Annotated in this window: 13 protein-coding genes; 6 read left to right on the plus strand and 7 right to left on the minus strand. The window is 38.0% G+C overall.

What is annotated here, in order from left to right; translation table 11 throughout:
* Positions 1-27 precede the first annotated feature (27 nt).
* Genes JKG61_RS17770 through JKG61_RS17785 form a run of 4 tightly spaced genes read right to left on the minus strand, consistent with a single transcriptional unit; the run spans position 28 to position 2,711 of the window.
* Positions 28-1,362 carry an alpha/beta hydrolase family protein gene (locus JKG61_RS17770; protein ID WP_202104304.1) on the minus strand — a complete coding sequence of 445 codons (1,335 nt, stop codon included), beginning with the start codon at positions 1,360-1,362 and terminating at the stop codon, positions 28-30.
* Positions 1,363-1,395: 33 nt separating this feature from the next.
* Positions 1,396-1,980: a hypothetical protein gene (locus JKG61_RS17775; RefSeq protein ID WP_202104305.1), complete on the minus strand. Its 585-nt coding sequence runs from the start codon at positions 1,978-1,980 to the stop codon at positions 1,396-1,398.
* On the minus strand, positions 1,973-2,449 hold the full coding sequence (locus JKG61_RS17780) for a hypothetical protein (RefSeq protein WP_202104306.1): 477 nt from the start codon (positions 2,447-2,449) through the stop codon (positions 1,973-1,975). The genes JKG61_RS17775 and JKG61_RS17780 overlap by 8 nt, the downstream gene beginning before the upstream one ends.
* Positions 2,439-2,711 carry a DUF2089 family protein gene (locus tag JKG61_RS17785; protein WP_202104307.1) on the minus strand — a complete coding sequence of 91 codons (273 nt, stop codon included), beginning with the start codon at positions 2,709-2,711 and terminating at the stop codon, positions 2,439-2,441. Before JKG61_RS17785 ends, JKG61_RS17780 begins: the two co-directional genes overlap by 11 nt.
* Positions 2,712-2,901: 190 nt before the next feature.
* Between JKG61_RS17785 and JKG61_RS17790 the strand changes: the two genes are divergently transcribed.
* Positions 2,902-3,639: a lysophospholipid acyltransferase family protein gene (locus tag JKG61_RS17790; RefSeq protein WP_202104308.1), complete on the plus strand. Its 738-nt coding sequence runs from the start codon at positions 2,902-2,904 to the stop codon at positions 3,637-3,639.
* Here JKG61_RS17790 and JKG61_RS17795 read toward each other — a convergent pair.
* Together JKG61_RS17795 and JKG61_RS17800 are read right to left on the minus strand one after the other, a co-directional pair.
* Complete coding sequence (locus tag JKG61_RS17795; RefSeq protein ID WP_202104309.1) at positions 3,636-4,700, minus strand: glycosyltransferase family 2 protein; 1,065 nt, start codon at positions 4,698-4,700, stop codon at positions 3,636-3,638. The genes JKG61_RS17790 and JKG61_RS17795 overlap by 4 nt on opposite strands.
* Positions 4,701-4,749: 49 nt before the next feature.
* Entirely contained in the window at positions 4,750-5,724 is a 975-nt protein-coding gene (locus JKG61_RS17800) for a lysylphosphatidylglycerol synthase domain-containing protein (RefSeq protein ID WP_202104310.1), read from the minus strand.
* A gap of 191 nt (positions 5,725-5,915) precedes the next feature.
* Here JKG61_RS17800 and JKG61_RS17805 point away from each other — a divergent pair, with 191 nt between their 5' ends.
* The gene (locus JKG61_RS17805) at positions 5,916-6,521 is read left to right on the plus strand and encodes a hypothetical protein (RefSeq protein WP_202104311.1); all 606 of its coding nucleotides are present in this window, start codon (positions 5,916-5,918) and stop codon (positions 6,519-6,521) included.
* Entirely contained in the window at positions 6,502-7,065 is a 564-nt protein-coding gene (gene ruvC / locus JKG61_RS17810; protein WP_202104312.1) for a crossover junction endodeoxyribonuclease RuvC, read from the plus strand. Before JKG61_RS17805 ends, ruvC begins: the two co-directional genes overlap by 20 nt.
* Here ruvC and JKG61_RS17815 read toward each other — a convergent pair.
* Entirely contained in the window at positions 7,062-8,105 is a 1,044-nt protein-coding gene (locus tag JKG61_RS17815) for a hypothetical protein (protein WP_202104313.1), read from the minus strand. The genes ruvC and JKG61_RS17815 overlap by 4 nt on opposite strands.
* A 275-nt stretch (positions 8,106-8,380) precedes the next feature.
* Between JKG61_RS17815 and JKG61_RS17820 the strand changes: the two genes are divergently transcribed.
* The 3 genes from JKG61_RS17820 (at position 8,381) to JKG61_RS17830 (ending at position 11,569) form a co-directional block, all read left to right on the plus strand.
* Positions 8,381-8,851 carry an Lrp/AsnC ligand binding domain-containing protein gene (locus tag JKG61_RS17820; RefSeq protein WP_021068517.1) on the plus strand — a complete coding sequence of 157 codons (471 nt, stop codon included), beginning with the start codon at positions 8,381-8,383 and terminating at the stop codon, positions 8,849-8,851.
* Positions 8,852-8,964: 113 nt separating this feature from the next.
* Positions 8,965-10,839 (plus strand): DNA mismatch repair endonuclease MutL, encoded by a 1,875-nt coding sequence (gene mutL, locus JKG61_RS17825; protein WP_202104314.1) that lies wholly within the window; start codon positions 8,965-8,967, stop codon positions 10,837-10,839.
* 10 nt (positions 10,840-10,849) lie between these two features.
* Positions 10,850-11,569, plus strand: coding sequence for a rhomboid family intramembrane serine protease (locus JKG61_RS17830; RefSeq protein WP_202104315.1), 720 nt, complete (start codon positions 10,850-10,852; stop codon positions 11,567-11,569).
* The last annotated feature ends 22 nt before the right edge of the window (positions 11,570-11,591 follow it).

An 11,591-nucleotide genomic window follows, 5' to 3' on the forward strand; every position in this document is an offset into this window, starting at 1 on the left:
ATAAAGAGCATTCCTGCTCTTTATTTTTTACAATCCTTTTATCCAGCCTGCAATATCCTTCAAAAGCAGAGTGCTTATCGTCTCTTCTATCTGAGCATACTCTGCGACCTGCCCGGTTTTAGCCTGTTGAAACAAGTGATTCAACCCTTCGTACTTTTTCAATACATTCTTCCTGTTCTTAGGCAAGAGATCAAATAGACTTTTCAGATTGACATCAGCCGGCACCTGAACATCCAATGAGCCAAATGCGGCAAAAACCGGCACTGTGATCTTTGGAAGATACTGCTCTGGTTCGATACGAACAAAATAACGGTAGGCAGGGGCCAACATCGTCATCAATTCAGTCTGTAATTCCGTACTCCCATTATTTTCAATCACACCTCCAACGTTCTCCATCAATGCCCTATAGGCCTCAGCCGTAGTTAGGTCACTTTTTATAATCGCAAAATTCTTGCTATTAATCCGCTTCGCAATCTCAAGATTAGCCTCACTCATGCCACCGCTTTTACCGATAGCGTACAGTTGTTCCACCATCAGTCTATCAATTGAAATAGCAGGCCCCGCCAAAGAGACAATAAAAGACAAATCGGACAGTCCCTGACCTGCCAATAACTCTGCTATCAATCCGCCCTCGCTATGACCAATAATTCCCAGCTTCTGTGGATCCACCTGCTTTTGTTTCTTTAGGAACTCCAATGCTGCCATAGCATCTTTACTGAAATCTTCAATTGTACTCGTTTCAAATACTCCGCCACTCAATCCCACCCCTCGGTCATCATAACGCAAAACCACAATACCTTGGTTCGTCAAATAATCGGACAGCACCTTAAAAACCTGGTGCCCAAAAAGCTCCTCATTTCTATTCTGCGCACCAGATCCCGTTAATAAAATGACGGCAGGATAACGACCAGACTTCCTAGGGTAAGACATTGTACCAGCCAAAGTAATCTTATCATAATCATTCCTAAAACTAACATCTATCGTATCATAACCATAAGGGGGCTGCGGGGTCTGCGGTCTAATTAAAGGCTTCAGATCCATATCAGTTCCTGTCCGTCGAGCCAAAAGTAGGGGAAGTTTTACGCCGGCCTGCATAAATGTAGCCTTTATCGTACTATCACCAAATAAAACACCAGATATTCGTATCCCACCTTGCAACTGAACAAAAATAGAATCTGCACGAAAACCCACTTTCCCTGGTATACCATGAACGCCTTGCTTTGGGCTGTCCGCCTCGACCATCCATTGCCCTTGAGTTAGTTTCAACTTCAAGACAAAAGGTAGGCTTGCGCTTCCATAACTTAAATTTCCTTGCCACCTGCCTTCATAGTCTTGTGAAAAACATAGGCAGGATTGTATCATGATAAAGAATAATAAAATACAAATACGCATCAATTAGATATATAAATTAAGAAACTGTAATAGCGTGTTTAATAAGAGGACCAAAAGAACGATTATAACCGTATCTCCTCCTTTCTTACTATTCATTGCAATTTTCATTCCCATTGTCAAAAGAATAAAGAAAACAATCAGACAACCAATCGAAAAGAAACCAAAAATGAGCATTAAAATGATCTTATCCAGCGGAATCTTACTAGGATCATCGATGTGATCTAATACCATAAATTCGATTGATTTCAAAAAATCAGCTACGACAGGTATACTACTTACCAATAGCAATACATACATACCGAAGTGGGCAATCAGTACCGTGTTCAGCACATCGACAAATCGCGTCCGACTAAACCGTATAAGTGCAAAAAAATACAACAATAGCGTATTAGCTATTATGGTAAACCCTAAGTTATACAAGGAAGAATACCATTCTTTAGGCTTCACATGTACCAGTTTCAAGGACCCTAGCATCAATGTATCACTATAGTTGGTCAACACAACTGCAAAGGCAAAACCTATGAATCCGATCAGGAGCAATTTCTTTTCGGAACTATCTACAAAGGGGTTGAATGTCACATTAGCCATTTTCTCTTATTTTAGTAATAAACTGTTTAATTTCCTCGGGATGTTGTGTGCCTACGAGGATCTTCTTTCCATTTTTAAATTCAAGCTGCACCCCATGTTTACCTTTGCTGGTATACGCTGTCCCACCACTTCCAAGTCGATACCCCCATCCACCGAATTCGTACAGCGAGTATTTACGGATATATACTTCTTGAACGTCTTTCCAAGCCCAACGCTTTCGCCACGCAAAGGGTAAAAATGTAATTTCGATCCCCTCGGCATCTACAGTCGTCCATAACTTTGCAAAGGAAAAATAAATGATTAACACCAAGATTATCAACAAACCAAAATCAAAGGTTAGGCCGCCTATTTCCTTATGTCCACGATAAACATCTATCACAGGAATCAACAAAAACAAAGACAACAGAGCTATAATCCATATCTTTGCAAAACCCTGCTTCTCCAAGTAAATATTAGAATTATTTTTCATGTTGTAAATCATTTACTTTAGCGATTAAATCATCTAATCTATTGCGGACTGTCGGATAACTTTTCCCGAGCTTAGAAGCCATATCTTTAATACTTCCCGAACTCAATAAAAATTCTAACACAAATTCTTGTTCCTCGAGATTAAGCTGCATATACACAGGCAACCGATACACTCCCGAAACCTCTGTACCACAGTTACCACAATTAAGCTTGGCTACTTGTAATTTTTCGTCACAACTGGGACACCTCACAGGTAATTTCATATCAACAAATCAAATAAAATCCTAAACATTAATAGCTAATATATAAATATTATTAAATACAATATAAACATTATTAAACAAAACAATAAATTTATTAACAAAAATAAACAAATGATTATAAGCTCAAGATTGTTCAATTGTATTGCATATACGCGGTAATTTCTCTAAGTTTGCTGCATTATTTTTTTGTATGAGAAGATTTTTTGGATACCTTCTGACTCCTATTTTTTATATCTGTTTTGCAGTTGCACTTTTAGTTTTCCACCCGATTCAATGGTTATGCCTAAAATTGGGCGGCTATACAGCTCATAAGCGGAGTGTAGATATCCTTAACTTCTTTCTCACTTCTTGTAATTACACACTATTCAATTCGGTACAGTTTACCGGACATGAGCAACTACCTATTGGGGTTCCGATTATATTTGTAGCCAATCATCAAAGTATGTTTGATATCCCTGCTATAATATACCATCTAAGGAAACATCATGCTAAGTTCATTTCAAAGATAGAGCTTGCTCATGCTGGAATTCCAAGTATATCCTTTAATTTGCTACATGGAGGGGCTGCTAATATCGATCGCAAAGATCCTAAACAATCTATAGCGGAGATATTAACATTGGCCAATAATATGAAACAAAAAAATTGGTCTGCTGTCATATTTCCGGAGGGAACACGAACTAAAACCGGGAAAATGAAAAGTTTCTCGGTTGGCGGTATTGCAACCCTATTAAAGAAAAACCCAAATGCCCTCGTCGTCCCTATAGCTATAAACGGTTCTTATCAAATGGTGCGACATGGCATGTTCCCTCTGAGACCTTTCACTAAAATGACCTGGGAGGTACTCCCCCCCATAAACAAGCAAGGACTAAGCGTCGAAGAGATCGTAAATCAAGCAGAAGACCTGATCAGATCAAAAGTAGAACATTAATTGACCTGTCTGCCCTTCCAATCATATTTACCTGTATTCCCAGCTATACCGATATACACCATATAAAAGCTATGAACCACAGATAGAATCGGTACATATTTTAATAACTCTTTCCTGCCCATAAAGGAAGCAATCGGTACCATAAAAAAGAATTCTACTATTATCTTTAATCCAAAAGCAGTCAAAAGAAGCCAGTTAAACTCGGGCATGCGAATAAAAAATGCAAGCAGAGAAACCAAAAGAGCCAGATTAAATAGCCAAATACTCACGCCCAGAGCGACTACCTTCTTATTCTTATACTTCGTACTCTTAGAGGCCCATCGTTTGCGCTGGCTGATAAACGATTTCAGATCAGGCTTAGCATCGGTATACACGATAGCCTCCTTTGACTTGCAGAAACCAATTTTATTAGCATGTTTCTCTGCTACTTTATGCAGGAAAAGTTCATCATCACCTGATGCTAGATTATCAATACCTCTAAATCCCCCCATTTCAAAAAAAACAGATTTTCGATAAGCTAGATTCGCTCCGTTACAGGTCGTAGGAGAACGAAGGCCGATCCCAGCAGCCCCCAAGCCAATGAGATACATAAACTCTAACGTCTGCAACTCTTCGAAATGACTTTTTTCTTCCGAATACAATACCGGAGAAGAAACTAAATAGCTATCGTTAGCTTCGAAATACTGCATTATTGTCTGGAGCCAATTCTCTCCCATCCTGCAGTCCGCATCCGTAGTTACTATAATACTCCCACTAGCCATTTCAATGGCTTTAGTAATCGCATATTTTTTATAAGAATTGAGTTTATCACCTACCGATAGCTGTAGCAACTTCACTCCTTTATCGGCATACGACCGTACGATATCCGCAGTTTTATCGGTCGAGTGGTCGTCAACAATAATAAGTTCCAGCTTCTCTTTAGGAAAATTTTGACGTAATATACACTCGATTGTACGTGCAATATTATCCTCTTCATTACGCGCCGCGATGAGCACCGAAACAGTTTCGGATATAGAATCGGCTGATTTAAAATAAGGTATATTCATCCATCCCTTACGCATGTAAAAGACTAAAAACACATATATTGCGGCACAAGAAATTAAGGAAAAATTAAGAATTACTATCACTTAGATAATTAACATTCAATACAAAAAAAGAACCAATAATAGCCGGCAGAATCAAATTAACAAACCATATACAGGAGACAATAGCCATGACAGCTATCTCCTGTGCGGTCACATAACTATATAGATTGCTAGCGACAAAGCTACGTACACTAAAGTCAAATATATCCAATGAAGGTACGGCAGCTTGCACAAAGAAAAGAATAAAAATCATTAATATCATAGATATCAACGGTATTTCAGGCAAAATAACCACCATCAATATCACATATTGTGATGTAAAAATCACAAACCTAGCCAAAGAAAGAAGAAGGACATGGAGAAGTTCCCTGGAACGTACATCTTTTAAAACCGCAAAAAAAGGTTTCGCTTTACTTAGCCAACTCAATTTTCCAACAAGATGATCTATCCAATGGACATTAAAATATAACAATAAAAACGCGAAGGCATAGATTATGGCAATCATCCAAATGGCTAAAACAACCGAAGTAGGCGCGTCTATAAACACGGTAACAAACCAAGCGATACTTAGTGCACCAAAAAAACTAGTTAATACCAGTTGAGCAAACAGCCCTACTCCCATCAATACAGCTCCTCTCGCTCGATTCCTTGGTTGTAGAAGCAGTACACGTCCCCCATACTCTCCGATTCTATTGGGCGTGAATATGGCCCAAGTCAAACCGCAGAAAACAGATTGTATAGCTTTCCAATAGCTCAGAGACTCTAGACTTCGACTTAAATATTTCCATTTGACGACCTCCAAAAACCAATTACACAACATTAAAACGACAACAACACTCAGCGTCACATACATTGTTGATGATGGAATGCTCTTCATTAATGAAGTAAATGCCACCAGATTTTGCTGATTATTGACTTTGGTTATTATAAACCAAACCGCCAACCCTACAATACCGAACTTAATGCCGTAATTAAGATATTTTTTCTGTGTCTTTGTCAATTCCAAAATTTTGAAAGCACAATTTTAAGCATATTTTTTCAGTACCCCTAGTTTAAAGCCAGTTTAAAATTTGAAGACAGAATCTAGAAGCCTAATTAAAGATTTACACACTTTATGGGATACTGCATTTAATGGCAGGCATCCCCAATCCAACTCCTTGCAAATCCAAACTACATGTAAATCCAAATTACATGCATGTAAAAGTAAACCAACTACATGTAAACCCAAATTACATGCATGTAAAAGCAAACCAACTACATGTAAATCCAAATTACATGCATGTAAAAGCAAACCAACTACATGTAAACCCAAATTACATGCATGTAAAAGCAAATCAACTCCTTGTAAATCCAAATTACATGCATGTAAAAGCAAACCAACTACATGTAAATCCAAATTACATGCATGTAAAAGCAAATCAACTCCTTGTAAATCCAAATTACATGCATGTAAAAGCAAACCAACTACATGTAAATCCAAATTACATGCATGTAAAAGCAAACCAACTACATGTAAACCCAAATTACATGCATGTAAAAGTAAACCAACTACATGTAAACCCAAATTACATGCATGTAAAAGCAAATCAACTCCTTGTAAATCCAAATTACATGCATGTAAAAGCAAATCAACTCCTTGTAAATCCAAATTACATGCATGTAAAAGCAAACCAACTACATGTAAATCCAAATTACATGCATGTAAAAGCAAATCAACTCCTTGTAAATCCAAATTACATGCATGTAAAAGCAACAAATAATTACTTAGTTTTGTACCATGCAAAAGGAGAAGGCTAAAGAAAGGATCATTTTAGGAATTGACCCAGGCACCATTGTTTTAGGATATGGTGTCATAAAAGAAGTGGGCAAAAAAATGACTTTGGAGACATTGGGCGTTGTAAAAATGGGACATCTGGACGACCATGGGCTCAAACTACAACGTATATTCAAAAAAACCTTAGCCCTAATTGAAGAATACAAACCCGATTGCGTCGCTTTGGAAGCACCATTTTACGGCAAAAACATTCAGGTCATGTTAAAATTGGGTCGGGCACAAGGAGTAGCCATGGCTGCGGCTTTAAGCCAAGATATTCCTATTTTTGAATATGCTCCACGGAAGATCAAACAGTCGGTAACCGGCAATGGAAATGCCAGTAAAGAACAGGTGGCGGCGATGCTCCAAAGCTTGTTGGGTTTTAAAGAAACTCCGGAGTTTCTAGATGCTACAGACGGTCTGGCCGTGGCAGTCTGCCACGCTTTTCAACAGAATACGACCACAGGCGGGAAAAGCTACTCCAACTGGTCGGCCTTCATCAAAGACAATCAAGACCGGATCCGCTAGAGCTGCACCTGTCTGATCACGTTTTTAACATTTAGCTCCACAATATCTGTCATACTTTTACATCGATAATAATTGTCATTATTATAATATCCCCCATAGCCTTCTCGAAGCTGCATGATATTTTCAGCAGTTGACAATTGTTGCGTTTGAGAAGCATCTCTCAGATCTTTTATACGATGACGTTCGCTCCGTACACGGTGTACAATAGAAGATCGCTCTTCCTGTTGGTATTGCAAGACTGTTCTATCATTCAAGTGTTCCATACAAAGTTTCACATAGGGAAAATTCTCCTTAAAAAACTGAGGCATATACACTTTCGGATTACCTTCATAAAACTGTTGGTCAAAATCGATAGCACGAATTCTAAACTGAAAATCATCAAAGTCCGGTGTGATTTGCATCACAAAGTTGTAAGCCCGCATATCCCCTAGCAAAGATATGATACACCGTTCGTTAAACTTAACAAACTCTTTAGCAATTCTTGTCTGGTTATAATCAGGGTTTTCGATTCGCCCTTTACTAAAAACATCGCCGGGAATGCCAACAATATGCTCTTCTACCAAGGTATCTCGATCGTATACATAGTTCACTTGATTCGGAGAGAGAATCTCTTCTAATTCGAGTCCATAAATACGAGAGGCGTCCGCTTGTTTAATATAAAAATAATCGTAGACATCATTCAAACGATTTACGATCCGAATCCGAAACGGCTTGGTATTACCAAACGCACAATATTCAATCCTATCTATGATCTTATGCTGCACAATCCTTGTATTTCCCGATGCCTTGAGAACGGCATATACAACCTTGAGCCCCTCATATAATTGATCCTGTAAATGTGGAGGGTATAAGGGAGTTTCCCAAAACGTATCATTACCATATTTGTCCATTACGGGCACCGTTTCTTGAAAATGCAGTAAATCGTAATAAGATATAGGTAACTTGGCTTCGCGTTGATACATTTTGAGGTATTTCAATAAACCAGCTCCAACAGAAAATATGGGCTTCTTCCTTGAAATTTTGACATCATCAATATCCATAATCTGCTACTTAATTCTTTAATTTTTATAAAGATAAAGAAAAGCAACAGTCTATAAAAACAGAGGTATTATTAAAATATCACAAAATACAATTCATTTTTTTCAAAAAATAAAAATACAATATGATTTTTTGTTATTAATTTTGAAAAATATTAAACAACAATTAAGATCACCTTTTCAATCTACAATCCATTAAAACATGGTTTGCGATCAGGGAGGACATTTAATATTAAAAAAGACAAACACAATAAAGAAACAGTATAATTTTAGGTTCTATGGAAAAAAACTATTCAAATTACGATTTAGATAATCTTGACGTCCAGATTTTATCCATTTTAATGGAAGACGCATCCATTCCATATACAGAAATAGCAAAGAAATTAATTGTCTCTGGGGGAACTATACATGTACGTATGAAAAAAATGGAAGAACTCGGTATCATACATGGTTCCAATCTTATCATTAACCCGCAGAAAGTTGGCTTTGATATCACCGCATTTCTTGGTATATATCTAGAAAAGGGATCTCAATATGCTGATGCTGTAGAGCAACTGAGGCAAGTAAAAGAAGTCGTTGAACTGCATTACTGTACCGGTCAATACAGTATGTTTGCCAAAATCATATGTAAAGACACCGCACACTTACGTAAAGTTCTAAATGAAGATATCCAGGGCTTAAAAGGAATTCAACGTACGGAAACCATTATCTCGTTAGAAGAGAGTATAAAAAGACAAATCACATTGTAATAATGTCTTACTTATGGCAGACTGTAATCTGCCATAAGTAAATAGCATACAACCGTACGCTAAAAGCCACAATGGGTATCACAGGTAAAGGTTTTTTCGTAACTTCGCATCGTATGTCTGATATTATACAATTACTCCCAGATTCCGTTGCCAATCAGATCGCCGCAGGTGAAGTGGTCCAAAGACCCTCCTCTGCCGTGAAAGAACTTATAGAGAACGCTATAGATGCCGGGGCAGACCGTATCAAGTTGATTGTGAAAGACGCTGGCAAGACCTTGATTCAAGTCATAGACAATGGCTGTGGTATGAGTGTTACCGATGCACGTCTATGTTTTGAACGCCATGCCACTAGCAAGATTAGAAAAGCAGCAGATTTATTTGCCATCCGCACTATGGGATTCCGTGGAGAAGCCATGGCCTCTATTGCTGCAATAGCGCACGTAGAGCTCAAGAGCAAGCGTGTAGAAGATGAATTAGGCACTATTATAGAGATAGAGGGTTCCAAAGTAATTGACCAACACCCAGAAGCATTACCGGCTGGCACAAGTATAGCCGTAAAGAATCTATTCTACAATATTCCGGCCAGACGCAACTTTTTAAAGAGCAATTCAGTTGAAATGCGTCATATTATTGACGAATTTCAACGCATCTCGTTAGCTCATCCTGATATTTTTTTCAGTTTGCACAGCGATAATAACGAATTGTTTCATCTATCACCTGGAAGTTTAAAACAACGGATAGTTCACCTTTTCGGGAATAATTATAATCAAAAACTAGTACCTGTCGAAGAGGAAACCAGTATCATCAATATTGAAGGTTTTATTGGCAAACCTGAATATGCAAAAAAAACCAGAGGGGAACAGTTTTTCTTCGTCAACAAGCGATTCGTCAAAGACCCCTATTTAAATCATGCGATCATGAACGCATATGAAGAGGTTTTATCGGCAGACAGTTTTCCTTTATATGTGTTATTTATAGAAATTGATCCTGCAAAAATAGACATCAATGTCCATCCAACGAAGACAGAGATTAAATACGAAGATGAAAAAGCAATATACGCTATTTTAAGATCCGCAGTTAAAAGATCATTAGGACGGTATAATATTACGCCTTCTTTAGACTTCAACCAAGAGACGAGCTTCAGTAATCTGATCTCAACCAAGCCCTTGGATGAGATACAAGCGCCTACAATTTCTTTCAATCCAAATTTCAACCCTTTTGAAGAGGGAAGCGATATTCCTACATCCTCAAAAGTTTCCAGAGCAGAAAGTTATTCGAAAGGTCTAGAAAAGAAGATAGGTATCCCTCAAAATTGGGATACATTGTATCAGATTACAGAACAAGAAGAGCGTACTCAACTATCGCTTCATCCAGAGGAAGTAGAAACAGACGACATCTTTCAACCCAAGAGCGAGAACAAGAAACATTTCTTTCAAATTCATAACAGATATATCATCTCTCAGATACATTCTGGCTTCATGCTCATTGATCAACAGGCAGCACATGAACGTATTTTATTTGAACAGTACAAGGAACACCTAGAAAACAATAAAGGATCCAGTCAACAAAGTCTATTCCCAAGTACACTGGAGCTATCCGCGTCAGATTTCGCCCTGATGGGGGAACTCCTTCCTGAACTACAGACTTTAGGGTTTCAACTTCGTCCTTTCGGAAAAACTACTTATATTGTAGATGGAATTCCTGCTGATCTCGGGACGAATATTAATGAAGCAAAAGTAGTCGACCAACTGTTAGAAGACTACAAACATAATGCTTCAGACCTCACGCTTACCAAAAGGGAAAATTTGGCCAGGAGTTTAGCTAAAAATGCAGCGATTAAACCGGGGACAGCCTTGGACAATGAATCCATATCGGACTTAATTGATGCATTATTTGCCTGTGAAAGCCCTAATATTTCGATACATGGCAAGCCGACAATCATCACCATCACGTTACAGGAACTGATGGAAAAATTTAATAAAAACTAGAAGAGTATACATGAACAATATATTTAGCAATCTTTCACCTGTCGTTAAAAACCTACTGATCATAAATATTATATGTTTCATTGGTGCTGTTATTTTCGAGCCAGCGGGCAGATGGTTTGGAGTATATTATCCGGATTCACCATTTTTCAAGATATGGCAGCCTATTACCTATATGTTTATGCATAGTACGAGTTCCATAGGTCACATATTTTTCAACATGTTTGCCCTTGTTATGTTCGGACCGATTATTGAGCGTATGTTTGGTTCTAAACGGTTTTTAAACTATTACCTCATCTGTGCTCTTGGAGCACTAGTTTTACAATATGGAGTGCAAGCCATAGAAGTAAAGCAGATAACAGGTAGTATTCGAGCAAGTACTTTTCTAAACTTTGATTTTGCACAGGATCGTGTCTCCACATCTTTACAACTTTCAAAGGAACAATTTAACACGCTAATATCAATATACGGAACGCCTATGGTAGGTGCATCTGGTGCAATATTTGGTTTATTGCTAGCCTTTGCTTATCTGTTTCCAAACATGCCTTTATATTTCATGTTTATCCCTGTCCCCATCAAAGCAAAGTATTTTGTGGGTGCCTATATTTTGATTGAAGTGTACCTAGGCTTTAACAATTCAGGATCTTCAATTGCGCATCTGGCCCATGTAGGCGGAGCTTTATTTGGGTACCTTTTGATAAAAACCTGGAAAATAAAAAAAGGGTACCATTAGTGTGTACAACTAAAGATTAAAG

It is taken from the genome of Sphingobacterium faecale (genome assembly GCF_016746095.1).
GTDB lineage: Bacteria > Bacteroidota > Bacteroidia > Sphingobacteriales > Sphingobacteriaceae > Sphingobacterium > Sphingobacterium faecale.

Bases quoted from the DNA above. Each gene is read 5' to 3' on its own strand.
- JKG61_RS17770 (WP_202104304.1), bottom strand. From the start codon at position 1,362: ATGATACAATCCTGCCTATGTTTTTCACAAGACTATGAAGGCAGGTGG.
- JKG61_RS17775 (WP_202104305.1), bottom strand. From the start codon at position 1,980: ATGGCTAATGTGACATTCAACCCCTTTGTAGATAGTTCCGAAAAGAAA.
- JKG61_RS17780 (WP_202104306.1), bottom strand. From the start codon at position 2,449: ATGAAAAATAATTCTAATATTTACTTGGAGAAGCAGGGTTTTGCAAAG.
- JKG61_RS17785 (WP_202104307.1), bottom strand. From the start codon at position 2,711: ATGAAATTACCTGTGAGGTGTCCCAGTTGTGACGAAAAATTACAAGTA.
- JKG61_RS17790 (WP_202104308.1), top strand. From the start codon at position 2,902: ATGAGAAGATTTTTTGGATACCTTCTGACTCCTATTTTTTATATCTGT.
- JKG61_RS17795 (WP_202104309.1), bottom strand. From the start codon at position 4,700: ATGCGTAAGGGATGGATGAATATACCTTATTTTAAATCAGCCGATTCT.
- JKG61_RS17805 (WP_202104311.1), top strand. From the start codon at position 5,916: ATGCATGTAAAAGTAAACCAACTACATGTAAACCCAAATTACATGCAT.
- ruvC (WP_202104312.1), top strand. From the start codon at position 6,502: ATGCAAAAGGAGAAGGCTAAAGAAAGGATCATTTTAGGAATTGACCCA.
- JKG61_RS17815 (WP_202104313.1), bottom strand. From the start codon at position 8,105: ATGGATATTGATGATGTCAAAATTTCAAGGAAGAAGCCCATATTTTCT.
- JKG61_RS17820 (WP_021068517.1), top strand. From the start codon at position 8,381: ATGGAAAAAAACTATTCAAATTACGATTTAGATAATCTTGACGTCCAG.
- mutL (WP_202104314.1), top strand. From the start codon at position 8,965: ATGTCTGATATTATACAATTACTCCCAGATTCCGTTGCCAATCAGATC.
- JKG61_RS17830 (WP_202104315.1), top strand. From the start codon at position 10,850: ATGAACAATATATTTAGCAATCTTTCACCTGTCGTTAAAAACCTACTG.